Origin of the sequence: Streptomyces sp. NPDC052299 (assembly GCF_040679335.1) — a bacterium.
Taxonomy (GTDB): domain Bacteria; phylum Actinomycetota; class Actinomycetes; order Streptomycetales; family Streptomycetaceae; genus Streptomyces.
In genome coordinates this window covers 99646-123575 of record NZ_JBFAUP010000022.1, presented here as the reverse complement: position 1 = coordinate 123575, position 23930 = coordinate 99646, and the positions used below count along the sequence as shown (strand labels likewise).

Genomic DNA, 23930 nt, shown 5'->3' with positions numbered 1-23930 from the left:
GGGCTGCGCGGGCGGCTGCACGGCCGGTACGGGCGCCGGGGCGTCGGCGCCGGGCGCCGGGGCCGCGGGGCGGCTGCCGGAGGCGCCCAGCCGGGCACGGGCGGCGAAGATCCAGTTCTCGGCGCGGGTGATCAGCGGCTCCACCCAGGGCAGGCCGAGCAGGATCAGCAGGCCGGCCGCCCAGCCGAGGAGCACGTCGCTCAGCCAGTGCGTACCGAGGTAGACCGTCGTCAGGCCGACGCCGAGCGAGACGATCGCGGACATGGCCGACAGATAGCGCCTGGCCCTCGGGGTGGCGGCCAGGTAGGCGAGGATTCCCCAGGTCACCACGGCGTTGGCGGTGTGGCCGGAGGGAAATATATCGCCGCCGGCGAAGAGCTCGGCCGATCCGATCCTGGTCGCGTAGTGCGGGCCGAGCCGGCCGAGGCCGATCTTGACCGCGCCCACCGTCAGGTTGAGCAGCAGCAGCGAGGCGCCGAGCGTCAGCAGCGGACGCAGGGTGTGCTGCCGCCAGGAGCGCCAGCCGAGCCAGCAGGCGACCATGACCGCGGTGGGCCCGCGCTGACCGAGGACCACGTAGTAGTCGAGGGCGGCGTGGATCTCGGGCCACTGCTGGTAGGGCCGGAAGAGCATGACCTTCCAGTCCAGGGCCACCAGCCAGGACGACATGAGCACGGCAACGACGATGGCCAGATAGAACGCCAACGTCCCGCCGAAGAGAGCGATGCGGTGAGGGCTCATCCGCGGTGTCTCTATCTTCGGCGGTTCCGGCTCCCGGTCCAGCCGGGCGAAGATGTCGGTACGCACCCAATCGACGTTACAGCGAGTGAGTGGGCGCGCCTGTCGATCCGGGCGCTTTGTGATGACGATGTGATGTGGAGTATGTCTCAGCCACCGGGTTTTTCCAGGGACTCTGAATAACTTCCCTATTCTTTTCGGCCCGTTATGCGATACCTGTTCGACAAGTAATTCGTTGAAGCTTGCGAAGAATTCCGGGGATCTCGAAGTGTGTTTAGCCGCGGCGCGGCGGAACGGAACGGAGGGTGCCAGTCCGGTTACCGTGCGGCTTCGGGTGAGGGCTCGTGCGGTGCCGCCGGGCGGTGCGCGCGGTGGCGTACGCCACACTCGGCCTGGTCGGACGGTATGAGATGGGCCACGTGTGGCCCCGCCGAACTCGCGTACGCTGACGGATCACTCGCACGTCGATGCCGGGCCCGGACGCTCTGTCCCCGTGGGCCCGCCGAGAGCGGGGGAACCATCTGGGAGGTAGATGCATGTCCGGGACGCCCGCCGCCCGAATCCGCCTGCGCGCAGCCGCCGACGGTGCCAACCGCTGGGTCGTCCTGGTCGTCCTCTGCCTCAGCCTGCTGCTCGTCGCGCTCGACGCGACCGTGCTGCACGTGGCCGTCCCCGCCGTCACCGAGGACCTGCGGCCCAGCGCCGCCGGTCTGCTGTGGATCGTGGACGCCTACCCGCTCGTCTGCGCCTCGCTGCTGATCCTCTTCGGCACCCTCGGCGACCGGGTCGGACGCCGGCGCGTGCTGCTGCTCGGTTACGCCCTCTTCGGCGTCGCCTCGGCCGTCGCCGCCCTGGCCGACAGTGCGGGCGTGCTCATCGCGGCGCGGGCCCTGCTCGGCGTCGGCGGGGCGATGATCATGCCCGCCACCCTCTCGATCCTGCGCCAGGTCTTCCCCGACCGGCGCGAACGGGCCGTGGCGATCGGCGTCTGGTCCGCCGTGGCCGCCGTCGGCGCCGCCACCGGGCCCGTCATCGGCGGCTTCCTCGTCGAGCACTTCTGGTGGGGCTCCGTCTTCCTGATCAACATCCCGCTGATGGCCCTGATCCTCCCGGTCGGCCGGCTGCTGCTCCCCGAGTCCCGGGGCAACGACGACGGACCCTGGGACGTGCTCGGCGCGCTGATGGCCGCCGCCGGGGTGCTCGGCGTGGTCCTCGGCGTGAAGCGGGCCGGCACCGGCGAGGGGCTGACCGGGCTCGCGACCCTGGTGCCGCTGCTGCTCGGGGCCGCCCTGCTCGCCGTCTTCGTGCGGCGCCAGAAGCGGCGCGCCCATCCGCTGATCGACATCGGCATGTTCAACCGGCCCGCGTTCTCGACCGCCGTCGGCTGCATCGTGCTGGCCATGCTCGCCCTGGTCGGCCTGGAGCTCGTCGCCGTCCAGTACCTCCAGCTCGTCCTCGGCCTCAGCCCTCTGGAGACCGGCCTCCGGCTGCTGCCGCTCACCTTCGCCGCGATGGCCGCCGGGGCCACCGGCTCCCACACGCTGCGCCGGATCGGGCCGCGCCGGATGGTCGGCTGGGGCTTCGTCCTGACGGCCGCCTCGGTGCTGGCCCTGACCGTGATGGGCCGCGACGACCGGCCCGTCCTGCTGGCCGCCGCCTTCGTGGCCCTCGGCTTCGGCCTCCAGTCCACGCTGTTCGGCGCGTACGAATCGATGCTCAGCGAGGCCCCCGCCGACCGGGCGGGCGGGGCGGCCGCGATCGGGGAGACCTCCTACCAGCTGGGCGCCGGAATGGGGATAGCGCTCCTCGGCAGCGTGATGAACGCCGCCTATACGCCCGGCCTCGCGGGGCTGCACGCCGACGGTGTCCCCGCGTCCGCGGCCGCCGGGGCCGCCCGCTCCCTCGGCGAGGCCTACCAGGAGGCCGCGGCGCTGGGCGGGCCGCTCGGCTCCGTGCTGCGCACCACGGCCCGGGACGCCTTCATCGACGGGCTGCACGTGACGCTGCTGGTCAGCGCGGGGCTCCTGCTGCTCGGGGCGCTGGCCGCGCTGCGGCTGCCCCGGGCGATGGAGTGCGCACCGAAGCTCTGCGAGCCCCGGGAGCCGGTGGAGCGCCCGGACGGCACGCCGCCGCGCGAGGCCGCGGACCGGGCCGACGCGCCGCCCCGGGTGCCCGCGCGGCGCCGGCCGGGCGGGGCGGGCCCGGGGCACCCTGGACGTCCGGCACACCGGGTCGTAACGTCGGCCCGGCACCGTAACTAACGCCGCTAGTTTTCGAGCACCCGCCGGAGGCACACCCGCATGTCCACCGCCCCCACCTCGAAGCTCCCGCCCTTCGACCCCCGGGACCCGATCGGCGTCGACGACCTGCTGGGCCCCGAGGACCTCGCGATCCGCGACACCGTCCGCACCTGGGCCGCCGACCGCGTCCTGCCGCACATCGCCGAGTGGTACGAGAACGGCGAGCTGCCCGGCATCCGCGAGCTGGCCCGGGAGCTGGGCGCCCTCGGCGCGCTCGGCATGTCGCTCCAGGGCTACGGCTGCGCCGGAGCCACCGCCGTCCAGTACGGGCTGGCCTGCCTGGAACTGGAGGCGGCCGACTCCGGCATCCGCTCGCTGGTCTCCGTGCAGGGCTCCCTCGCCATGTACGCCATCCACCGCTACGGCTCCGAGGAGCAGAAGCAGCGGTGGCTGCCCGGCATGGCGGCGGGCGAGATCATCGGCTGCTTCGGCCTCACCGAGCCCGACCACGGCTCGGACCCGGCCGCCATGCGCACGTACGCCAAGCGCGACGGCGAGGACTGGGTGCTCAGCGGTCGCAAGATGTGGATCACCAACGGCTCGGTCGCCGGGGTCGCGGTCGTCTGGGCCCAGACCGACGAGGGCCCGGCCGGCACCGGCATCCGGGGCTTCGTCGTCCCGACGGACGCACCGGGCTTCTCCGCGCCCGAGATCCGGCACAAGTGGTCGCTGCGCGCCTCGGTCACCAGCGAACTGGTCCTGGACGAGGTGCGGCTGCCCGCCGACGCCGTCCTGCCCGGGGTCACCGGGCTGCGCGGGCCGCTCAGCTGCCTGAGCCACGCCCGCTACGGCATCGTCTGGGGCGCCATGGGCGCGGCCCGGTCCAGCTTCGAGGCCGCCGTCGACTACGCGCGCACCCGGGAGCAGTTCGGAAAGCCGATCGGCGGCTTCCAGCTCACCCAGGCCAAGCTGGCCGACATGGCCGTCGAGCTGCACAAGGGCATCCTGCTCGCCCACCACCTCGGGCAGCGGATGGACGCCGGGCGGCTGCGCCCGGAGCAGGTCAGTTTCGGGAAGCTGAACAATGTGCGGGAGGCCATCGAGATCTGCCGCACCTCGCGCACGATCCTCGGCGCCAACGGGATCTCGCTGGAGTATCCGGTGATGCGGCACGCGACCAATCTGGAGTCGGTCCTCACCTACGAGGGGACCGTGGAGATGCACCAGCTGGTCCTGGGGAAGGCGCTCACCGGCCTGGACGCGTTCCGATGAGCGCCCGGATGGCGGTCAGCTCTGGTTGAAGAAGCCGTCGGCCGGGCGGCCGACGGCTTCGCCGTTCATCACCTGGGTGTCGGCGGGGGTCAGCAGGAAGACGCGGGTGGCGACGCGGTCGATCGACCCGCGCAGTCCGAAGATCAGGCCCGCGGCGAAGTCCACCACACGCTTGGCGTCGGCGGAGTCCATGGACGTGAGGTTCATGATCACCGGGACGCCGTCCCGGAAGAGCTCGCCGATGGCGCGGGCGTCCCGGAAGCTGTCCGGGGTCACGGTGGCGATCCGGCGGCCCGTCTCCTCGGCGGTCTCGGAGGCCACCCGCACCCGGGGATCGGTCACCCACGCCTGGCCGGTGCCGGTTCGCGCACCCTCGGCGTACTCGTCGTCGTCGTAGTACCGCTCGTCGTTGTCCTCTACGAGGCCCAGCCAGGCACTCGCCTTGCGCACCGATCCCATGGACGCCTCCTCTCACCGCGGTTCCTTGGTGTTCCGCATCTCTTTCGTATCCCTATGGTCGTCCATGATGCGGATCGTGCGCCAAGGGGATAGGCGGCGCGCAGGGCATTCGTGACGGTACTGGTGCAGAGGATGTGGCGATTCGTCAGGGTTCGTACGGGTAAAGGGCCCTGAAGAAAGAAAATATGATGTCCGGGCCGTACGGGTGACATGGGGGACGTACGGGTGAAGGGAACGCTCGGTACGATGCCGTCGCGTCCGCGCCCGAGTGCGGCGCACACGCGAACGAAACCCGGGGGACGGCCGTGTTCGGAATAGTCAGGCCCTGTACGCATCGCCTCTCCGAGAGGCTCAAGACCGAGTGGATGGCCCATCTCTGCGGGCTCTGCCTGGCACTCCGCTCCGACCACGGGCAGTTCGCCCGGGTCGTCACCAACTACGACGGCCTGATCGTCTCGGTCCTGACGGAGGCTCAGGCCGAACGCACCCCGGGGCAGCGCCGCACGGCCGGACCCTGCCCCCTGCGCTCCATGCGCACCGCACCCGTCGCGCGCGGCGAGGGCGCCCGGCTCGCCGCCGCCGTCTCGCTGGTCCTCGCCTCGGCGAAGGTGCGGGACCACGTCGCCGACCGGGACGGCCTGTTGGGCCGCCGCCCGGTCGCCGCGGCGGCCCGCCGGGTCGCGGTGAGCTGGGACCGGGCCGGGGCGCGCACCGGCGCCCAGCTCGGCTTCGACACCGCGGTCCTGGTCGACGCCGTCGACCGGCAGACCGGCATCGAACTCCTCGCGGGCCCCGGCACCCCGCTGCTGACGGTCACCGAACCCACCGAGACCGCCACCGCCGCCGCCTTCGCGCACACCGCGGTCCTCGCGGGCAAGCCGGAGAACGCCGAACCGCTCGCCGAGGCCGGACGCCTCTTCGGGCGCCTCGCGCACCTGCTGGACGCCGTGGAGGACCAGGAAGCCGACGCCGCGGCGGGTGCCTGGAACCCGCTCACCGCCACCGGCACCTCGCGCGCCGAGGCCCGGCGGCTGGCCGACGACGCGTTGAAGGGCGTGCGGCTGGCACTGGCGGACGCGGAGTTCACCGACGGCCGGCTCGTCCATGTGCTGCTCACCCACGAGCTGCGGCGCTCGGTGGACCGGGCCTTCGCCACGGACGTCTGCTCCCACCGGTCCGGCGGGCTGCTGACCGCGTCCGGCGAACCGTCAGGAACGGCGCCCACGGGCTCGTTCGGGCCGCCGCCGGGCAATCCGTACGCGCCCACGGGGCCGGGCGGGCCCGCCGGACCGCGGCCGCCCGAGCCGCCGCGCGACCGGCGCGGACTCGTCATGGGCTGTCTGGTGTGGGCGGGGCTCGCCTGCACCTGCCAGATGTGCTGCGGCACCTTCGAGGACCCCTGGTCGCGTCAGCGGCGCGAGGGGCTGTGCAACGACTGCGACTGCGGGGACTGCTGCGACGGCTGCGACGCGTGCAGCAACTGCTGCGACTGCTGCAACTGCTGCGACGGCTGTGACTGCGGGTGCGACTGCTGAGGCGGTGTCACCTGGGCGTCGTCACCCCTGCGTCCCGCTCCGCGGCAAGGCGGAGCGGGACGGAGCGAGGGGAGGGTGTGCTGCTGTGCCGGGCGTGCGAGGGCGCGCCCGGACAAGGGTGGGGCGGGCGCGAGGAGCAGGGCGTCGGCTCAACAGGAACAGGACCACACGCGACCGAAGTCGATGTGGGAGCGCTTGACCAGCCACTGCTGCGATTGCATGGCCCCAGTGGAACAGCCATCCGATGACCCGTCAACTGCCCTGAGACGTACTGCTCACAGTGTGGACAGGCTTGACAGCCTGCCCCCGGCACCGCTTGTCTCGGGGGCAGGACCGGGCTGAGGGGCCCGTCCGCCATGCTTCACGCTGCTGCGATTCCGCGTTTTCGCGCCGAGGGCGCGCCCCGTGTCCGATCACCGTATCCACGGAGCCTCCGCATGCCCGCGCGCACATCCGCACCCCGCCCTGCCCTCCGGCCCCTCCACCTCGCCGCCGAGATCGGCGGTCCACCCCGGTACGACGCCGCCCACCACACCGCCCTCGCCCGGCTCGCGGAGGGCGGCGCGCTCGACTTCGTCACCCTCGGCGACTCCTACGCCCGGCCGGGCCCCGACGCGCTCGCCGTCCTGGCCCGGGTGGCCCCCGCCACCCGCCGCATCGGCCTCGTGCCGACGGTCACCGCCACCCACGCCGAGCCCTCCCGCCTGTCGTCCGCCGTGGCGACCCTGGACTGGGTCAGCCGGGGCCGGGCGGGCTGGCGGCTCGGCGTGTCCGCGACGGAGGCCGAGGCCCGGCTGTTCGGCCGCCGCCCGGCCGCGTCCGCCGACGCGCTGTGGGACGGGGCCGGGGCGTGCGCGGAGGTCTGCGCCCGGCACTGGGACCACTGGGAACCGCCCCAGGGCCACCCCGTCGTCGTCATCGACGGCACGCCGGAACCGGCCAGGGCCGCCGCCGCCCGCCACGCCGACGTCGTCCTCGTGCGGGCCGCCACCCCCGAGCGGACCGCCGCGATACGCGACGACGTGCGCCGCCGCGCCGCCGAGCACGGCCGGGACCCCGACGCGCTGCTGGTGTTCGCCGCGCTCACCGTCGACCTCGGCGACGCCGAGACGGCACCGGAACCGGGGCTGGCCGACGAGCCGCCACCGGCCGACCGGGGGACCTACTACCGGGGCGGCCCGGTCGACCTGGCCGCGCTGATCACCCGGTGGTACCGGGCCGGCGCGGTCGACGGCTTCCACCTCACCCCGATCACCCCCGGGCGCGACCTCGAACGGATCGTCAACGGCACGGTGGCCCTGCTCCAGCACCGCAGCCTGTTCCGGACGTTCTACCCGGGCGGCACCCTGCGCGAGCACCTGGGTCTGGCCCGGCCCGCCCGCCGGTACGCGTCCGCCGGGGCGCGCGCATGACGACCGTGCCGCCCCGGCGGATGCACCTCGCCGCGCAGGCCCCCGACGCCGGAGAGCGGGCCGGGTTCGCCTCGTACGAACAGCTCGCGCGCACCGCCGAGCGGGGCCTGTTCGACTTCCTGCTCGTCGCCGAGGGGGCGGCCGGCGGGCCCGACGCGCTCACCGTGCTGGCCGCCCTCGCCGCCTGCACCGACCGGCTCGGGCTCGCTGCCGGCACCGCCCTTGGGGAGCCCTACGAGCAGGCCCGCCGCCTCGCCACCCTCGATCACCTCAGCGCCGGCCGGGCCGCCTGGCACGCGCACCCTCCGGCCGGCGGGCACCCGCGCGCCGCCGAGTGGGTCGCCGCCGCCCGCGCGCTCTGGGACTCCTGGACGCCCGACGGCACCCCGCGCCCCGTCGCCCGTCACGGGCGGTACTTCGCGGTGGAGGGCGAGTTCACCGTGGAACGCTGTCCGCAGGGCCATCCCGTCACCGTGCTGGCGGGCGACTCGCCGGAGGACCGGGAACTCGCCGCGTCCGCCGCCGACATCGTTCTCCTCCCGCACACCACGCTCGGCGCGGCCCGCGCCCGCTACGCGGAGGTGAAGGGGCGGCTCGCGGCCCACGGCCGGACGCACGACGAGCTGAAGGTCATGCTCCGCGTCGGCTTCGCGCTCGACGACGCCGACGACACCGGTGAGCGGGAACCGTTCACCGGCAGCCCGGCCGCCGTCGCCGCGCTGCTCACCGAGTACGTGACCGAGGGCGCCGCCGACGGCTTCGTCCTCGTCCCGCACGCGCCCGGCGGACTCGACGACTTCGTGGACCGGGTCGTTCCGCTCCTCCGGGACCGGGGGGTGCTCCGCCGTACGTACACCGGCCCGACGCTGCGGTCGCACCTCGGGATCACCGCGCCCGTATGGAAGGGTTGACCACCATGAGCACGCACGCACAGCAGCAGGCAGCGCGGGACTGGGAGCGCTGGCACGAGGAGCGGACCGCCACGGTCTCGGCGCCCTACGGTCCGCTCTCCCTCACCGGGACCCACTGGCTCGCGGATGAGCCGGAGGGGCGAATTCCGGCCGTCCCGGGCCGGTGGCGCGAGGAGGACGGCGCCCTGGTGCTCGACGCCGCCCCGGAGGACGGGCTGACCGTCGACGGGAAGCCCTTCGCCGGGGAGGTCCGGCTCGGTGCCGACCGGGGGCCGGTCGACGCGTCCCGGGTCGCCCACGAGGGGCGCAGGCTCGTCGTGCTCAGCCGCGAGGGCCTGTGGGCGGTCCGGGTCTTCGACCCCGGTTCCCCCGCGCGGCGCGCGTTCCGGGCGATCGACGCGACCCCGTACGACCCGCGCTGGGCGGTGCCGGGCACCTTCCGCCGGTACCCGGACGCGCGCACCGTCCGGGTCGAGAACGCGGACGGTGTCGAACGCGGACTGGGGCTCGCCGGGGAGATCGCCTTCGAGCTGGACGGGGTTCGGCACACGCTCCAGGCCGCCGTCGAGCCGGACGGGTCGCTCTGGGCCGTCTTCGCCGACGCCACCAGCGGGAACAGCAGTTACCGCTTCCGGTTCCTGCGGCCCGCCGCGCCGGACGCGGAGGGCGCGGTGACCGTCGACCTCAACCGCGCGCTGCTGCCGCCGTGCGCCTTCGCGGACCACTTCATCTGCCCCTTCCCGCCGCCGGGCAACACCCTTCCGGTGGCCGTGGAGGCGGGGGAGCGGCAGCGGGTCGACAACTGAGGGGTCCTCCGGGAGCTCAGGCCAAAAGGCACCCTTGCGCGAGAAGTTGACGCCTTGAATACTCCCGAGCAGCGCTTGTCAGGGGCACGGCGTATCCGGAATGCGGACGGATGGCCGGGTGCCTGACTGCGCCTCACGGGTCCGACCACCCCACAGGCGGGCCCCCGATTCCCCTCGGGAGGAATGACAGTGAGGATCAAGCGCACCACCCCCCTCAGCGGTACCGCCAGACGCAGCAGGATCGTCGCCATCGCGGCGGGCCTGGTGGCCGTAGGCGCCCTGGCCGCCCCCACCGCCCAGGCCGACTCCAGCGGAACGTACAGCGCCAACCAGCTCGCCGCCGCCAGCGACGCCGTGCTCGGCGCCGACGTCGCGGGCACCGCGTGGAGCATCGACCAGAAGACCGGGAAGGTCGTGGTCACGGTCGACAGCACGGTCTCCGCGGCGGAGATCAAGCAGATCAAGGACTCCGCGGGCGGCAACGCGGGCGCCCTGCGCATCGAGCACACCCCGGGCAAGTTCAACAAGCTGCTCTCCGGCGGTGACGCGATCTACGCTCCGGGCTGGCGCTGTTCCCTCGGGTTCAACGTCCACAGCGGCAGCACGTACTACTTCCTGACCGCCGGTCACTGCACCGACGGCAATCCGCCCTGGTACACCAACTCCTCGAACAGCACCTACATAGGCCCGACGGTCGGCTCCAGCTTCCCAGGCAACGACTACGGAATCGTGCGCTACGACAACACCGCGCTCGCCCACCCGGGCACGGTCGGCGGCGTCACCATCACCGGCGCGGCCAATGCCACGGTCGGCATGTCGGTGACCCGTCGGGGCTCCACGACCGGCACCCACAGCGGCTCCGTCACCGGGCTCAACGCCACGGTCAACTACGGCGGTGGTGACATCGTCTACGGCATGATCAAGACCAATGTGTGCGCCGAGGGCGGCGACTCGGGTGGTCCGCTCTACTCCGGCAGCAAGGCCATCGGCCTGACCTCCGGTGGCAGCGGCAACTGCAGCTCCGGCGGTACGACGTTCTTCCAGCCGGTCACCGAGGCGCTGAGCGCGTACGGCGTCACCCTGAACTGACGCCCGGTTCTGCACGGACACATGGCCCCCGGTCCCGCCGGGGGCCATGTGCGTGCGAGCGCCGTCAGCCTCTGCCCGCACCCGCCCCGGCCGGTGCCACGCCGAAGATGTCCACCGCGTGGTAGTACGTCCAGGCCGTGGCGTCGCACGAGGTCCGCTTGGCGCCGGAGTAGGCGGTGCACACGCGCTTGAGGTCCGCGTAGAGGGCGTTGTCGAGGCGGGCCTTGTTGGCGGAGAACGTGCCGGCGGCCTTGTAGTTGCGGTACCCGAAGTCGTGGCGGGCGCAGGCCGTCCGGAACGGGAAGCCGAAGGGGTTGTCGGGCGAGGTGCTGCAGTAGTCCGTCGACCAGTCGAAGCCGTACGCGGACCAGGCGCCCTTGTTGTTGCGGGCGGAGTTCCACGCGTTGTAGCTGGCGGCGCTCGTCTGCGTCCAGGAACTGAGGACCTGGGCCTTGTCCGCTGGAGCCGCCGAGGCGGACGCGACGGGCAGCAGGGCGAGCGGGATCGACAGGCCGAGGGCGGCGAGCAGGGTGGCGACGCGACGGCGCATGGACAACCTCCGTGGGGAGAGGGGCAGTTGGACCGCCCTCGCGGAAGTGCGAGGTCGCTCCAGAGTGCCGCCGTGCACCTTCCGTGCCTAGGGGCGTGCGGTGGCTGTTCGGGGCTGTGCGCCGTGCGGGGTACGTGTCAGCGGGCGTGCCGCTGTCCCAGCAGGCGGGCCTGCTCCCTCTTCAGTTCGGTGAAGCCCTTGCGCGCGTAGGCGGCTATCTCCCGGCTGGGGAACGACACCACCGAGAGGTGCTGTTCGTGGTTGCCCCGCGCCCACCGGGCGGCCGTGATCTCGTAACCCGAGACATGGGCGCACAGCTGGAGCAGGAGGGGCGGCATCACCGGCTCGCTCAGGAGGTCGGCGTGGGCGAGGACGAGATCGCGCATGGCCCGGATGTTCGGGAGGAAGACGGTCGTGACCCACAGCCGCCACTCGGCGAGTTCCTCCTCGGTGGGTGGCGTTCCGTGGTCGAAGGGGGATCTGCCGTCGGGGCGGGCGTTGCGCTCCAGGAACGCGGCGAAGATGCGGCTGTTGGCCTCGGTGAGGGCGAACAGGGGGCCGTAGAAATCGCCGAGCTGGCGGTTCACCCGGGCGAGGCGTTCCTGGCGCTGTGCGAGGCGCAGCCCGTTGAGATAGGTGAGGGCGTAGCCGGTGAACGTGAGCCCGATGGTGACGGCCAGTGTGATCATGGGGGCCGATGCTAACGGCGGGACGCCCCCACCGTCGGCCGGTCCGGGGTTCTGCGCATCGCCGTCAGCAGCGTGCCCGCCGTCCCCGCCACCGCCCACGCGGACAGGACCAGGAGGGGGCCGGTCACCGCGTTGCCCTGGAAGTACGCGATCGAGCGGGCCGTCCAGGTCGAGGCGCCCGGGGGCAGGGCGGGGCCGATCGCGCGCCAGAAGTCCGGCAGCATCGGGAGCGGGAAGGCGCCGCCCGCGCTCGGGTTGCCCGCGATGACCACGATCAGGACGGCCAGGCCGATGCCGACGATGCCGGTGAGCCCTTCCAGGGCGAGGGTGATCATGCCGACCGCGAAGACGGTCAGCGCGCCCAGGCCCGACAGCCCCCAGAAGCTGCCGGGCAGGGCGCCGAGGACCGGGCCGATGATGAGCGCGCCGCCGATGCCGCCCGCGATCGCGTACAGGGCCATGACCCCGGTCCGGATCAGCGCGCGCTGCCGGTTGGCGGGGCGGGTGCCCGCGCTGATCGCCAGGATCGAGGCGCACAGATAGCCGCCGACGCACCAGCCCACCGCCAGGTAGAACGCGGACAGCCCGTCGAAGTCCTGGCGCGAGGCCGGGGCCACGTCGACGGCGCGCACGGTGCGCCGCTGGGTCGCCTCCGCCTCCTTGACGATCTTCGTGAGCGAGGTGGCCAGGACGGTGCCCCCGCCGGAGGCGACCAGCACGGTGTCCCTCGTGCCCCGGGGGTCCACGATCAGGGCGCCGTCGATCTCGCGGTCGAGGATCTGCCGGCGGGCGGTGGCCTCGTCGGAGACCGTACGCGGGTCGAGCGGGCCGCCCGGGAGGCCGTCCAGCCGGTCGACGAGCCGGGCGGACGCCTGCTGGGGTGCGACGACGCCGAAGGGGACGTCCGTCGGCTTCGGGTGGTGCAGCGCCCCGATGTAGGACGCGATGAACAGCAGCTGGAGCGCCAGCACCCCGATGACGAGCAGAGCGGCCCGGGGAGTGACTGCGTTCCTCACCTCGTCGGCGAAAGTCATGCCCCCACGCTCCGGGCTGCCCCTCGCGCGCGCAGTCGGGGCGCGGCCGAACGGCGGAAGGAGAGGGGTGCGTGAGCGGGGGAGACCGGGCGGGCGCCGAGTATCGTACGAGTGTTCGAAACTTGGTTTATGGTGGAGAGCGAGGGGGTGGCCAGCGCGTACGAATCGGTTCAGGAGGTGCAGGTGCCAGGGTTCACGCATCTGCATACCGCCTCCGGGTTCTCCCTGCGGTACGGGGCCTCGCACCCGGAGCGGCTGGCGGAACGCGCCGCCGAGCGCGGCCTGGAGGCCCTCGCGCTGACCGACCGCGACACCCTCGCGGGCGCGGTCCGGTTCGCCCGGGCCTGCGAGCGGGAAGGGGTGCGCCCGCTGTTCGGGGCGGACCTCGCGGTGGGGCCGGTGCCGGGGGACGGGCCCGCCCGGCGCCCCCGCACCCCAGCCCGGGGAGGTTCCTTTGTCGATGAATCGGCACCCCGGGTCACCTTCCTCGCCCGCGACGGCGCCCTGGGCTGGGCCGAGCTGTGCCGCCTGGTCACCGCCGCCCATGCCGCCGTCCCCGAGGGCGGCCGGCCCCTGGTGGACCGGTCCGCGCTGCCCGCCGAAGGGCTCGCCGTGCTGCTCGGCCCCGCTTCCGACGTCGGCCGGGCCCTGTCGGCGGGCCGCCCCGACCTGGCCGCCGCCCTCCTCGCCCCCTGGCGCGAGCTGTACGGCGACGGCCTGCGCCTCGAAGCCGTCCACCACGGGCGGACCGGGACCGGGCCCGGCTCGCTGCGGCTCGCCGCCCGTACCGTCGGCCTCGCCGCCGAGCAGGGCGTACGGGCCGTGCTGACCAACGCCGTCCGGTACGCCGACCCGGGGCAGGGCCCGGTCGCCGACGTGCTCGACGCCGCCCGCCGGCTCGTCCCCGTCGACCCGCGCCGCGCCCCGCTCGACAGCGGTGAGCGCTGGCTCAAGGACGCCCGTGCGATGGCGGAGACCGCCGAGCGGATCACCTCCGCCGCCGGGCTCGGCGCCGGTGCCGGGGCGCGGCTGCTCGCGGAGACCCGGGACACCGCCGAGGCGTGCGTGGTGGACCCCGGGGGCGACATCGGACTCGGCTCCGTCCACTTCCCCGAGCCCGGTCTCGTCGGCGCGGAGCGGCGCACCGCCCAGCGGGTGCTGGCCTCCCGCGCCGCCGCCGGCATGGTGCTGCGCGGCTACGACCGCAGGCCCGGGTACTGGGACCGGATGCACCACGAGCTGGACATCATCGCCCACCACGGCTTCGCCTCGTACTTCCTGACGGTCGCCCAGGTGGTGGACGACGTACGCGCGATGAAGGTGCGGGTGGCCGCCCGGGGCTCCGGGGCCGGTTCGCTGGTCAACCACCTGCTGGGCATCGCCCACGCCGACCCGGTCGAGCACGGGCTGCTGATGGAACGCTTCCTGTCCAAGCGCCGCTTCGTGCTGCCCGACATCGACATCGACGTCGAATCGGCCCGCCGCCTGGACGTCTACCGCGCGATCATCGGCCGCTTCGGCGCCGAGCGGGTCGCCACCGTCGCCATGCCCGAGACCTACCGGGTGCGCCACGCCATCCGCGACGTCGGCGCCGCCCTCTCCATGAACCCGGCCGAGACCGACCGCCTCGCCAAGGCGTTCCCGCACATCCGGGCCCGCGACGCCCGCGCGGCCATGGAGGAACTGCCCGAACTGCGCGAGGTCGCCAGGACCAGGGAGACGTACGGCAGGCTGTGGGAGCTGGTGGAGGCGCTGGACGCACTGCCGCGGGGCGTCGCCATGCACCCGTGCGGGGTCCTCCTCTCGGACGCCTCGCTGCTGCGCCGCACCCCCGTCGTGCCCACCAGCGGCGAGGGCTTCCCGATGTCCCAGTTCGACAAGGAGGACGTGGAACACCTCGGGCTGCTCAAGCTCGACGTGCTGGGCGTACGCATGCAGTCGGCGATGGCGCACGCGGTCGCCGAGGTGAAGCGGGCCTCCGGGCGCGAGGTGGACCTGGACGCCGTGGCGCCGGGCGACCCGCGCACGTACCAGCTGATCAGGACGGCCGAGACGCTGGGCTGCTTCCAGATCGAGTCGCCCGGCCAGCGGGACCTGGTCGGCAGGCTCCAGCCGGAGAACTTCCACGACCTGGTGGTCGACATCTCGCTGTTCCGGCCGGGCCCGGTCTCCGCCGACATGGTCCGCCCGTTCATCGAGGCCCGGCACGGCCGCGCGCCGGTCCGCTACCCGCACCCCGACCTGGAGGGCCCGCTGCGCGAGACGTACGGCGTGGTGGTCTTCCACGAGCAGATCATCCAGATCGTCGACATCATGACCGGCTGCGGCCGCGACGAGGCCGACCGGGTCAGGCGCGGGCTCTCCCACCCCGAGTCCCAGCCCCTGATCAGGGTCTGGTTCGCCCAGCACGCGGCGGCGCGCAAGTACGACGCGGAGGTCATCGCCCGCGCCTGGGAGATCATCGAGGCGTTCGGCAGCTACGGCTTCTGCAAGGCGCACGCGGTGGCCTTCGCCGTGCCCACGTACCAGTCGGCCTGGCTGAAGGCGCACCACCCGGCGGCCTTCTATGCCGGGCTGCTCACCCACGACCCCGGGATGTACCCGAAGCGGCTGCTGCTCGCCGACGCGCGGCGGCGCGGGGTGCCCGTGCTCCCGTTGGACGTGAACCGGTCGGCGGCCGCCCATCGAATCGAACTGGTGTCCGAGGAGGGGGAGGGGGAGGAGCGCTGGGGGCTGCGGCTCGCGCTCTCCGACGTGCACGGGATCAGCGAGGCCGAGGTCGCCCGGATCGAGGCCGGTCAGCCCTACAGCTCACTGCTGGACTTCTGGCAGCGGGCCCGCCCGGGAAAGCCGGCCGCCGAACGGCTGGCCCAGGTCGGCGCGCTGGACGCCTTCGGGGCCAACCGGCGCGACCTGCTGCTCCACCTGTCCGAACTGCACCGCGCCCAGCGCGGCGTGGGCTCCGGCGCGCAGCTCCCGCTCGGCGGCGGGCGCCGCACCGCGTCCGCCGGGCTGCCCGACCTCAACGAGGCGGAACGGCTCAGCGCCGAACTGGGCGTGCTGAGCATGGACGTCTCGCGCCATCTGATGAGCGATCACCACGCCTTCCTCAAGGAGCTCGGCGCGGTCTCGGCCAAGCGGCTGCGGGAGGCGCGGCACGGGGAGACCGTGCTGGTCGCGGGCGCCAAGGCGGCGACCCAGACCCCGCCCATCCGCTCCGGCCGCCGGGTCGTCTTCACCACCCTGGACGACGGCACGGGCCTGGTCGACCTGGCCTTCTTCGATGACAGCCACGCCGCCTGCGCGCACACCGTCTTCCACTCCTGGCTGCTGCTGGTGCGCGGGGTGGTGCAGCGGCGCGGGGCGCGCAGCCTGAGCGTGGTCGGCGCGGCCGTCTGGAACCTGGCGGAGCTGGCCGAGCTCCGGCGCACCGGCGGACTCGACGCGGTCGCGGAGCGGCTGGCGCAGGTGCCGGAGGCCGAGGCCGAGGCCGAGACGGAGGCGGAGGCGGAGACCGGGTCCGGCGGCGACGGGCGGCGCATCCGGATGCCCACCGGTTACGAGATGAACCCCTGGGCGGACCTCAAGCCGCCCGGCGAGGGGCTGCCCACCGGAAGGAAGCTGTGGCACCAGAGCCCGGGGAGCGCGGGATGACCGGGGCGGCCGGGCCCTCCGGGGCTCACGGGGCCTCCGGGGCTTCCGGGGCCGACGTCCTCTGCCTGCGGTTCCGGCGGGTCGGCGGCGGGCCCCCGGACGCCGCCGGGTACGCGGGGCTGCTCGCCCTGCTCGGCTCGTTCACCCCGGTCGTGGAGGCGGCGCCGCCCGACGGGGCGCTCGCCGATGTGCGCGGCGCGCTGCGCTACTTCGGGCGGGACGTGCGGGGCCTGGCCTCGGTGATCCGGGTCCGCGCGCTGGCCCTGCACGGGGTCGACTGCGCGATCGGGGCCGCCCCGAACCCGATGCTGGCCCGGATGGCGCTGCGGCAGGCCGCGCCCGGGACGACCTTCGTGGTGCCCGCCGACGGGGTGGCCGCCTTCCTCGCGGACCGGCCGGCCGCCGCGCTGGACGGCGTCGGGGCGGCGACGGCCCGGACGCTGTGCGGGTACGGGCTCGACTCCGTCGGCCGGATCGCGGCGGCCCCGCTCAGCACCCTGCAACGTATCACCGGGACGCGGACCGGGCGCGACCTGTGGGACCGGGCGCACGGCATCGACCGCACCGCCGTCCGGCCGAACGCGGCCGCCCGCTCGGTCGCCGCCGAGCGCACCTTCCCGCGCGACGAGCTGGACCCGGAGCGGCAGCGCCGCGCGCTCATGTCGCTCACCGAGGAGCTGGGGGCGCGGATGCGCGGCGAGGGGCAGGTGTGCCGCGCGCTCGCGGTCTCCGTGCGCTACGCCGACCGCACCGGCTACTCGACGCTGACCCGGAGCCGTACCCTCCGCGAGCCCACCGCGCACTCCGCGGAGCTCACCGCGCTGGCGTACCGCATCCACGGCTCGTTCGGTCTGCAACGGGCCCGGGTGCGGGGGATCGGGCTGCGCGCGGAGGGGCTGGGCGAGGCCGGAAGGGCGGCGCGGCAGCTGAGCTTCGACCCGGTGGACGAGCGGGCCCGGCGGATCGAGGCGGTCGCGGACGAGCTGCGGGAGCGGTTCGGCCCCCGGGCCGTGATGCCGGGGCGGCTGGCGGCCTGAGCGGGGCGCGGGTCCCGGGCCGGTCGTCGCGTGACCCGCCCGTCCGGCCGCGCCGCGGACTTTTTACCGACGCGTAACTTCCCAGCGAACCCTACTCGTGCGTAATTTGGCATGAGCACGCAGAACGTCAGCAGAACTTGTGGTCCGGGCCGCAGGGTGCACAGACATCGCAACTCCCTTGAGCCGCAAGGAGACCCCACGATGCTGCCCTGGACCCGTGCGCCGCGCTCCCCACGCGCCCGCCGGACGCTCGCCGCCCTGCTTCTCGCCGTCGCGGCGGTCGCCACCCCCACGGCGACCGCCGCGGCCGCCCCCGCCGCGGCGACGGCCGCCACCTCGCGCGGCTGGAACGACTACTCCTGCAAGCCCTCCGCCGCCCACCCCCGTCCCGTGGTCCTGGTCCACGGGACCTTCGGGAACTCCGTCGACAACTGGCTGGTCCTCGCCCCCTACCTGGTCAACCGGGGCTACTGCGTCTACTCGCTCGACTACGGCCAGCTGCCCGGCGTGCCGGTCTTCAACGGGCTCGGCCCGATCGACAAGTCGGCGGGCCAGCTCGCGGCCTTCGTCGACACGGTGCTCGCCTCCACCGGCGCCGCCAAGGTGGACATCGTGGGCCACTCGCAGGGCGGCATGATGCCGAACTACTACCTGAAGTTCCTCGGCGGAGCGGCCAGGGTGAACGCCATGATCGGCCTCGCGCCCGACAACCACGGCACCACGCTGCTCGGCCTGACCAAGCTCCTGCCGTACTTCCCCGGTGCCGAGTACCTGCTCAACGCCGGTACGCCCGGACTCGCCGACCAGGTGGCCGGCTCGCCCTTCATCACCAAGCTCAACTCCCTGCCGGACACCGTGCCCGGCGTGCACTACACCGTCATCGCGACCCGGTACGACGAGGTCGTGACCCCGTACCGGACCCAGTTCCTGGACGGGCCCGACGTGCGCAACGTCCTGCTCCAGGACCTGTGCCCGGTCGACCTCTCCGAGCACGTGGCGATCGGGACCATCGACCGGGTCGCCTACCACGAGGTGGCGAACGCGCTGGACCCGTCGCACGCCACCCCGACCGACTGCGCCTCGGTCATCGGCTAGAGCCGCACGCCCCCGTCCCGGTGAGGTCCGTCCTCGCCGGGACGGGGGCGTTGTCAGTGGCGGCTGGCACGATCGGATCATGACGACCGACTGGGACACCCTCGCCGACACCTTCGACCAGGAGGCCGACCACGGGCTCCTCGACCCGGTGGTCCGCGCCGCCTGGGCGCGGCGGCTGGAGAGCTGGCTGCCCGCCGGGCCGTCCGATGTGCTCGACCTCGGCTGCGGTACGGGGAGCCTGTCCCTGCTCGCGGCCGGCCGGGGCCACCGGCTCACCGGTGTGGACAGCTCGCCGCGCATGGTGGAGCGGGCCCGCGCCAAGCTGGCCGGTACGGACGCCGAGGTGCTGGTGGGGGACGCGGCCCGGCCGCCCGTCGGCGACCGCAGGTTCGACGTGGTCCTCGCCCGGCACGTGGTGTGGCTGATGCCCGACCCGGCGGCCGTCCTGCGCCACTGGGCGGGGCTGCTGCGCCCCGGCGGCAGGCTGGTCCTGGTGGAGGGCGTGTGGAACGGGACCGGTCTCTCCGCCGAACGCCTCACCGCGCTGCTCGCCCCGCTCACCGAGCGCGTCCACCACGAACGGCTCTCCGGCGACCGCGACCTGTGGGGCAAGGACGTGGACGACGAGCGGTACGCGCTGGTGGCCCCGGTGCGCGGGGCGCGCCGCCACACCGAGGTGGTCGACGTGCACCTGATCCTCCGCCGCGGCCCCGAGGTCCTGCTCGCCCGCCGGTCCGGCACGGGTTACGCGGACGGCCTGCTGCACGCCCCGTCCGGCCATGTGGAGGACGGCGAGGACGTGCGCGCCGCGATGATCCGGGAGGCGGCCGAGGAGACCGGCCTCGCCCTGGACCCCGCGGAGCTGCGCGTGGCGCTGGTCATGCAGCACCGGGGCCCGGGCGGCGACCCCCGCACGGGCTGGTTCTTCGAGGCGGCGTACGACCCCGCGCGGCCCCCGTACAACCGCGAACCGGACAAGTGCTCCGAGCTGGCCTGGTATCCGCTGGACGCCCTCCCCGACGACATGGTCGCCTACTGCCGCGCGGGCCTCGACGGCTACCGGGCGGGGGAGCGCTTCCTGATCCACTGGCACGAGGACGGCGACCCGGTCGCGTACGAACCGGAGGGCGAGCGCCGGGGGGTGGCGCTCCCGGTGAGCGGCGGGTGAGGACGGCCGCTCAGGTCAGCAGCGGGGCGAGCCCGTTCCCGGAGCGGGCCAGCCGTTCCAGCTCGTCCAGGGCCGCCATCGCGGCCTTCGCCGCCTCCGGGTCGCGCACGGCCAGCCCGCTCGCGGCGAACTCGTCCTCGTCCAGGCGCAGGATCTCCGAGCGGTCGGCGGACACCCACAGGTCGAGGTCCAGGTCCTCCACGACCAGCTCGCCGTCCCGGAGCACGGCCGGGCGGGTCACGTCGCAGTACCAGCCCTTGAGCCCGCCCGTGCCGGAGCGGACCTCCTTCACCGCGAACCAGGCGTCCCGCCAGTAGTGCTCGGTGAAGACGTCGCCCGGCTCGAAGCGGACGAAGCCGAAGTCCCGGACGCCGGGGGCGGCCCAGGGGGCCCGGACGGTGATCCGGGTGCCGTCGTCGGCGACCGGGGCCGCCGGATACCTGATCTTGGTCTTCCCGGCCTTGACCAGGACGACGGTCAGCGCGGCGTCAGCCGAGCCTGCGGACATGGCGCACCTCCGTGGCGCAGATCTCGTAGCCGAACCAGCGGTTGACCGCCAGCATCGGCTCGTTCCCGGCGTCGTTGCCGGTGTAGGCGTCGGTGCATCCGGCGGCGCGCGCCCGGTGCAGCGAGTCGTTCTTCGCGAGCTTGGCGAGGCCGCGGCCCCGGTACGCCCGCCGGGTGCCCGTCATAGCCGAGCCGTAGCGGCCCGCCCCGTCGGTCCGGGCGGCGCTGAAGGCCGCCACCTCGCCGTCGGCCAGCACGACCGAGGTGAGGTGGTGGTCGAGACCGGGGTCGTTCCAGGTCTCGGCGAGCCATTCCGCGTAGTCGTCGAGCCGGGCCGGCGTGTCGCTGGGCTCGTCCGCCGTGGCCTCGGCGTCCGCCTCGAAGAGCGGGCGCGGATCGTCGGCGAAGTCGGCGCCCGTCCGCAGCTCGACCCCGGACGGCAGCTCCTGACGCGGCGGCAGCGAGCCGTTCGCCAGATCCAGATGGAGGAAGTGGGCCGGCCGGCTCGGTGTGTAGCCGTGCTTCTCGGCGAACGCCCGGTCGCCGGGCGTGTCCGGGACCCAGGTGTAGACGGTGGTCGCCCCGGCCATGGCCAGATACTCCTCGGCGGTCCGCAGCAGCAGCGTCCCGGCGCCCCGGCCGGTCCGGTCCGGATGGATGTACGGATTGCAGAACGCCGACCCCGGCTCCGGGCTGTCATGGGCCAGGCCCACCTGCGCCGTGCCGATGATCTCGCCGTCCTCCTCAGCGACCAGCATCCGGTACCGCCGCGCCGCCGGGGCCCCGGTGAGGTCGGCCACGACCTGCTCCGGCGTGGTGATCATGTACGGCAGGGCGGCGCGCCGCACCCGCACCCACCCCTCGGCGTCGTCGGGCCGGAAGTCGCGTACGAGGACAGTCATGCGCCGGACGCTAGCCGCGCCGCCGACCCGACCGCCTCCCATTTTCCGCCGGTGGGGGACAATCGGCGCGTGACCCTGAAGATCGCCGTGGACCCGGACTCCGGCACCGCCCCGTACGAGCAACTGCGCACCCAGATCTCCGAACAGGCCCGCTCCGGCGCACTGCCGGTCGGCTACCGGCTGCCGACGGTACGCGGCTTCGCCGAGGAGCTGGGCCTCGCCGCCAACACGGTCGCCAAGGCGTACCGCGCGCTGGAGGCGGACGGCGTCATCGAGACCCGCGGCCGCAACGGCACGTTCGTCGCCGCCGCCGGAGACACCGCCGACCGCAACGCCGCCGCCGCGGCCCGCGCGTACGCGGAACAGGCCCGCCGCCTCGGCCTCTCCCGAGCCCGCGCCCTGGAACTCGCCGAGGACGCGGTGCGCGCCGTCTTCGCGGACTGAGAGCGGTCGAGCACGTCCTCGCCGGACCGCGAGTCCAGGTTGCCCGGCGGCTCGTCCGCGAGGATCAGGCGCGGGGAGCCGATCAGGGCCCGGCCGGCAGGGCCGGCGAACGCGCCCAGTGGCTCAGCGGCTGATGCCGCATCAGGCGCAGCACACGGCCTCCTCCGGGCCCCGGCCGGCGCCGGGGTAATGGCGTAGACCAGTGGAGCAGGCCATCCGGTCCGATCTGCTGCAACCCCCGCGCGCGCACGCCGAGTTGGGTGAGCGTCCGGTCATGAGCCCTTCGGCAAAAGCTCATCCGTTCGACTTGGCATGAACACTTCCGGAAAGGGCCTCCGCGCTGCTACCACTGAGTAGGCAGAGATCCTGCCGGTCGCTCAAGGGAGATTCCGTGAAACTGTCCAGACTCGTGGCATTCTCGTCCTCGCTCCTGCTCGGCGCCGTCATCGCCCTGACCGGGGCGACCACCGCGAACGCCGCGGCGTCCGTCGACTACGTCGCCCTCGGGGACTCGTACTCCTCGGGCGTCGGCTCCGGGAGCTACATCAGCTCCAGCGGCGACTGCAAGCGCAGCACCCTCGCCTACCCCTCCCTCTGGGCTTCCGCCCACTCGCCCGCCTCCTTCTCCTTCACGGCCTGCTCCGGGGCGCGCACGGGGGACGTGATCGCCAATCAGCTCGGTCCGCTCAACTCCTCGACCGACCTCGTCTCGATCTCCATCGGCGGCAACGACGCGGGCTTCTCCGACGTCATGACGACCTGTGTCCTCCAGTCGGAGTCCACCTGCCTCAGCCGCATCGCGACCGCCCGCAGCTACGTGGACACCACGCTGCCCGGCAAGCTCGACTCGGTGTACGACGCGATCAAGGCCAAGGCCCCCGCCGCCCGTGTCGTCGTCCTCGGCTACCCGCGCTTCTACAAGATCGGCGGCAGCTGCGTCGTCGGGCTGAGCGACAAGGTGCGCGGTGCCATCAACGGCGCCGCCGACTACCTCAACGCGGCCACCGCCAAGCGCGCCGCCGACCACGGCTTCAGCTTCGGTGACGTCACCGGCACCTTCACCGGGCACGAGATCTGCTCCGGAAGCGCCTGGCTGCACAGCCTCAACTGGCTGAACATCGGCGAGTCGTACCACCCCTTCGCCGCCGGGCAGTCCGGCGGCTACCTGCCGGTCCTGAACGCGCTCGACTGACACCGCGGCGCGCCCCGCGAGGGGCGCGCCCGCCAACTCGCCCCGGAGCCGGGCAGATTCACCGACGCCTCGTCAACCTCCGTATGTGTGTGCGCAATCCCGCTCCCGGGATACACGAGTGTCGGCGGCAGGCGATAGGGTTAACCTGCCCGGGCCGAGTGCCCTCGTACGGGTGGGGAGTGACATGGAACAGATAACGGTGCGCAGCAGGGCGCGCGTGCCTGCCATTACATGCGGGAGCAGCGCGACGAGTTCGCGCCTCGACCGCCATCTCGCGGTGCTGGGCGGCCCCGTCGTGCCGCAGCGCGAGGCGGCGGAAGCGACGCTGCTGATGCGCGAGCTGACCTCGCGCGAGGCCGGACACGCCCGGCGCAGCAGAAGTGCACGGGTGTCGCTCTTCGCGCCACTGCGCCGGCTGCGGCGCTCGCTCTTCGGCAGCCGCCACTGACCCGACGGCGGTCCTGATTCCCGCAGCGCGCTGCTGCCCGCTCTTCCGTCATCCCCGGAGCCGGCAGTGGCGCGTCGCCATGTCCGCTCCCGGTCACGCGCTGTGCCGGACGGGCCCCGTATGGGTACCGAGGTAATTCGGTGCCGAACTACTTCTACACTGGGCCCATGCCCGAGAAGCGAGCCGCGCGTCTGCGCCCCGACGAGCGAAGGGCGCAATTGGTGGCGATTGGCGTGGACATGCTCGCCGATTGCTCCCTGGACGAGCTCTCCACCGATGCCGTGGCCCGGCGGGCCGGCATATCGCGCGGACTGCTCTTCCACTATTTCGACTCCAAACGCGACTTCTACCGGTCCGTGGTGCGCCGGGAATGCGACGACTTCACCGCCGCCACCGAACCGGACGCCTCGCTGGACCCGGTCGCCTGGATGCGCGCGTTCATCGCCGGTTTCGTCGCGTACGTGACCGGGCGCCGCAAGGTCTACCGCGCCCTCGTCCGGGGCGCCGCCGGCAGCCACCCCGCCGCCGGCGACATCGTGGAGGCCACCCGCGCCACCCTCGCCCGCCGGGTCGTGGAGGGGCAGCGCCGCCTCGGGATGGCGCCGTCGCCCCGGCTCACCCTGGCCGCCCGGGCCTGGCTCGCCTTCGCCGAGGAGGCCGTCACCGGCTGGCCGCTGGACGAGCCGGACGCCCTGGACGAGCTCCGCGCCTTCCTGGAGACGGGCTTCGTCCGCCTCCTCGGCGACCT

At 73.6% G+C, this 23930-nt stretch carries 21 protein-coding genes and 2 pseudogenes; 15 read left to right on the top strand and 8 right to left on the bottom strand.

Annotation, left to right across the window (positions count from 1 at the left end; translation table 11 throughout):
* The coding region (locus AB0L33_RS30035) for a phosphatase PAP2 family protein (protein WP_365686455.1) at positions 1-807 on the bottom strand (807 nt) is incomplete at its 3' end.
* Between the two features lie 467 nt (positions 808-1274).
* Between AB0L33_RS30035 and AB0L33_RS30030 the strand changes: the two genes are divergently transcribed.
* A complete protein-coding gene (locus AB0L33_RS30030; protein ID WP_365686453.1) occupies positions 1275-2999 on the top strand; it encodes an MFS transporter in 1725 nt (574 codons plus the stop codon).
* A gap of 39 nt (positions 3000-3038) precedes the next feature.
* Positions 3039-4250 carry an acyl-CoA dehydrogenase family protein gene (locus AB0L33_RS30025; RefSeq protein WP_365686451.1) on the top strand — a complete coding sequence of 404 codons (1212 nt, stop codon included), beginning with the start codon at positions 3039-3041 and terminating at the stop codon, positions 4248-4250.
* 15 nt (positions 4251-4265) lie between these two features.
* Here the strand turns inward: AB0L33_RS30025 and sepF are convergent, their stop codons facing one another.
* A complete protein-coding gene (gene sepF / locus AB0L33_RS30020) occupies positions 4266-4709 on the bottom strand; it encodes a cell division protein SepF (protein WP_073968076.1) in 444 nt (147 codons plus the stop codon).
* A 305-nt stretch (positions 4710-5014) separates the two neighbouring features.
* Between sepF and AB0L33_RS30015 the strand changes: the two genes are divergently transcribed.
* The 5 genes from AB0L33_RS30015 (at position 5015) to AB0L33_RS29995 (ending at position 10462) form a co-directional block, all read left to right on the top strand.
* Positions 5015-6244 (top strand): DUF5685 family protein, encoded by a 1230-nt coding sequence (locus AB0L33_RS30015; protein ID WP_365686449.1) that lies wholly within the window; start codon positions 5015-5017, stop codon positions 6242-6244.
* 437 nt (positions 6245-6681) lie between these two features.
* Positions 6682-7656, top strand: coding sequence for an LLM class flavin-dependent oxidoreductase (locus AB0L33_RS30010; protein WP_365686447.1), 975 nt, complete (start codon positions 6682-6684; stop codon positions 7654-7656).
* The gene (locus AB0L33_RS30005) at positions 7653-8567 is read left to right on the top strand and encodes an LLM class flavin-dependent oxidoreductase (protein WP_365686446.1); all 915 of its coding nucleotides are present in this window, start codon (positions 7653-7655) and stop codon (positions 8565-8567) included. Before AB0L33_RS30010 ends, AB0L33_RS30005 begins: the two co-directional genes overlap by 4 nt.
* A gap of 5 nt (positions 8568-8572) precedes the next feature.
* Positions 8573-9373, top strand: coding sequence for a DUF1684 domain-containing protein (locus AB0L33_RS30000; protein WP_365686444.1), 801 nt, complete (start codon positions 8573-8575; stop codon positions 9371-9373).
* 189 nt (positions 9374-9562) lie between these two features.
* Complete coding sequence (locus AB0L33_RS29995; protein WP_365686443.1) at positions 9563-10462, top strand: S1 family peptidase; 900 nt, start codon at positions 9563-9565, stop codon at positions 10460-10462.
* Positions 10463-10526: 64 nt separating this feature from the next.
* Here AB0L33_RS29995 and AB0L33_RS29990 read toward each other — a convergent pair whose 3' ends face one another.
* From AB0L33_RS29990 to AB0L33_RS29980, 3 genes are all read right to left on the bottom strand, one after another.
* Positions 10527-11012 carry a phospholipase gene (locus AB0L33_RS29990; protein WP_365686441.1) on the bottom strand — a complete coding sequence of 162 codons (486 nt, stop codon included), beginning with the start codon at positions 11010-11012 and terminating at the stop codon, positions 10527-10529.
* Positions 11013-11149: 137 nt separating this feature from the next.
* Positions 11150-11701 carry a hypothetical protein gene (locus AB0L33_RS29985; protein ID WP_365686439.1) on the bottom strand — a complete coding sequence of 184 codons (552 nt, stop codon included), beginning with the start codon at positions 11699-11701 and terminating at the stop codon, positions 11150-11152.
* 11 nt (positions 11702-11712) lie between these two features.
* Complete coding sequence (locus AB0L33_RS29980) at positions 11713-12735, bottom strand: DUF3533 domain-containing protein (RefSeq protein WP_365686437.1); 1023 nt, start codon at positions 12733-12735, stop codon at positions 11713-11715.
* A 129-nt stretch (positions 12736-12864) separates the two neighbouring features.
* On the opposite strand from AB0L33_RS29980, the gene dnaE reads away from it, so the two are divergent.
* The 4 genes from dnaE to AB0L33_RS29960 all read left to right on the top strand — a co-directional run bounded on the left by dnaE (position 12865) and on the right by AB0L33_RS29960 (position 19689).
* Positions 12865-16389: a DNA polymerase III subunit alpha gene (gene dnaE, locus AB0L33_RS29975; protein ID WP_365686436.1), complete on the top strand. Its 3525-nt coding sequence runs from the start codon at positions 12865-12867 to the stop codon at positions 16387-16389.
* Positions 16386-17426, top strand: a complete 1041-nt coding sequence (locus AB0L33_RS29970) for a hypothetical protein (RefSeq protein ID WP_365686464.1) — start codon at positions 16386-16388, stop codon at positions 17424-17426. Before dnaE ends, AB0L33_RS29970 begins: the two co-directional genes overlap by 4 nt.
* A 201-nt stretch (positions 17427-17627) precedes the next feature.
* Complete coding sequence (locus AB0L33_RS29965; RefSeq protein WP_365686435.1) at positions 17628-18521, top strand: alpha/beta fold hydrolase; 894 nt, start codon at positions 17628-17630, stop codon at positions 18519-18521.
* A gap of 79 nt (positions 18522-18600) precedes the next feature.
* Positions 18601-19689 (top strand): methyltransferase domain-containing protein, encoded by a 1089-nt coding sequence (locus AB0L33_RS29960; protein ID WP_365686433.1) that lies wholly within the window; start codon positions 18601-18603, stop codon positions 19687-19689.
* A gap of 10 nt (positions 19690-19699) precedes the next feature.
* Here the strand turns inward: AB0L33_RS29960 and AB0L33_RS29955 are convergent, their stop codons facing one another.
* Positions 19700-20197: a DUF402 domain-containing protein gene (locus AB0L33_RS29955; RefSeq protein ID WP_365686432.1), complete on the bottom strand. Its 498-nt coding sequence runs from the start codon at positions 20195-20197 to the stop codon at positions 19700-19702.
* Positions 20178-21098 carry a GNAT family N-acetyltransferase gene (locus tag AB0L33_RS29950; protein ID WP_365686431.1) on the bottom strand — a complete coding sequence of 307 codons (921 nt, stop codon included), beginning with the start codon at positions 21096-21098 and terminating at the stop codon, positions 20178-20180. The genes AB0L33_RS29955 and AB0L33_RS29950 overlap by 20 nt, the downstream gene beginning before the upstream one ends.
* A 69-nt stretch (positions 21099-21167) precedes the next feature.
* On the opposite strand from AB0L33_RS29950, the gene AB0L33_RS29945 reads away from it, so the two are divergent.
* Complete coding sequence (locus tag AB0L33_RS29945) at positions 21168-21542, top strand: GntR family transcriptional regulator (RefSeq protein WP_365686430.1); 375 nt, start codon at positions 21168-21170, stop codon at positions 21540-21542.
* Between the two features lie 5 nt (positions 21543-21547).
* On the opposite strand, the pseudogene AB0L33_RS29940 reads toward AB0L33_RS29945, so the two are convergent.
* A pseudogene (locus AB0L33_RS29940) lies at positions 21548-21634 on the bottom strand (ABC transporter ATP-binding protein); the annotation flags it as partial.
* Between the two features lie 317 nt (positions 21635-21951).
* Here AB0L33_RS29940 and AB0L33_RS29935 point away from each other — a divergent pair.
* The 3 genes and pseudogenes from AB0L33_RS29935 to AB0L33_RS29925 all read left to right on the top strand — a co-directional run.
* A complete protein-coding gene (locus AB0L33_RS29935) occupies positions 21952-22734 on the top strand; it encodes an SGNH/GDSL hydrolase family protein (protein ID WP_365686462.1) in 783 nt (260 codons plus the stop codon).
* Between the two features lie 184 nt (positions 22735-22918).
* On the top strand, positions 22919-23182 hold the full coding sequence (locus AB0L33_RS29930; protein WP_365686429.1) for a hypothetical protein: 264 nt from the start codon (positions 22919-22921) through the stop codon (positions 23180-23182).
* 167 nt (positions 23183-23349) lie between these two features.
* Positions 23350-23490 (top strand): annotated as a pseudogene (locus AB0L33_RS29925) (TetR/AcrR family transcriptional regulator); the annotation flags it as partial.
* Positions 23491-23930: the final 440 nt, after the last annotated feature.

Bases quoted from the DNA above. Each gene is read 5' to 3' on its own strand.
- AB0L33_RS30030 (WP_365686453.1), top strand. From the start codon at position 1,275: ATGTCCGGGACGCCCGCCGCCCGAATCCGCCTGCGCGCAGCCGCCGAC.
- AB0L33_RS30025 (WP_365686451.1), top strand. From the start codon at position 3,039: ATGTCCACCGCCCCCACCTCGAAGCTCCCGCCCTTCGACCCCCGGGAC.
- sepF (WP_073968076.1), bottom strand. From the start codon at position 4,709: ATGGGATCGGTGCGCAAGGCGAGTGCCTGGCTGGGCCTCGTAGAGGAC.
- AB0L33_RS30010 (WP_365686447.1), top strand. From the start codon at position 6,682: ATGCCCGCGCGCACATCCGCACCCCGCCCTGCCCTCCGGCCCCTCCAC.
- AB0L33_RS30005 (WP_365686446.1), top strand. From the start codon at position 7,653: ATGACGACCGTGCCGCCCCGGCGGATGCACCTCGCCGCGCAGGCCCCC.
- AB0L33_RS30000 (WP_365686444.1), top strand. From the start codon at position 8,573: ATGAGCACGCACGCACAGCAGCAGGCAGCGCGGGACTGGGAGCGCTGG.
- AB0L33_RS29990 (WP_365686441.1), bottom strand. From the start codon at position 11,012: ATGCGCCGTCGCGTCGCCACCCTGCTCGCCGCCCTCGGCCTGTCGATC.
- AB0L33_RS29985 (WP_365686439.1), bottom strand. From the start codon at position 11,701: ATGATCACACTGGCCGTCACCATCGGGCTCACGTTCACCGGCTACGCC.
- AB0L33_RS29980 (WP_365686437.1), bottom strand. From the start codon at position 12,735: ATGACTTTCGCCGACGAGGTGAGGAACGCAGTCACTCCCCGGGCCGCT.
- dnaE (WP_365686436.1), top strand. From the start codon at position 12,865: ATGGTGGAGAGCGAGGGGGTGGCCAGCGCGTACGAATCGGTTCAGGAG.
- AB0L33_RS29970 (WP_365686464.1), top strand. From the start codon at position 16,386: ATGACCGGGGCGGCCGGGCCCTCCGGGGCTCACGGGGCCTCCGGGGCT.
- AB0L33_RS29965 (WP_365686435.1), top strand. From the start codon at position 17,628: ATGCTGCCCTGGACCCGTGCGCCGCGCTCCCCACGCGCCCGCCGGACG.
- AB0L33_RS29960 (WP_365686433.1), top strand. From the start codon at position 18,601: ATGACGACCGACTGGGACACCCTCGCCGACACCTTCGACCAGGAGGCC.
- AB0L33_RS29955 (WP_365686432.1), bottom strand. From the start codon at position 20,197: ATGTCCGCAGGCTCGGCTGACGCCGCGCTGACCGTCGTCCTGGTCAAG.
- AB0L33_RS29950 (WP_365686431.1), bottom strand. From the start codon at position 21,098: ATGACTGTCCTCGTACGCGACTTCCGGCCCGACGACGCCGAGGGGTGG.
- AB0L33_RS29930 (WP_365686429.1), top strand. From the start codon at position 22,919: ATGGAACAGATAACGGTGCGCAGCAGGGCGCGCGTGCCTGCCATTACA.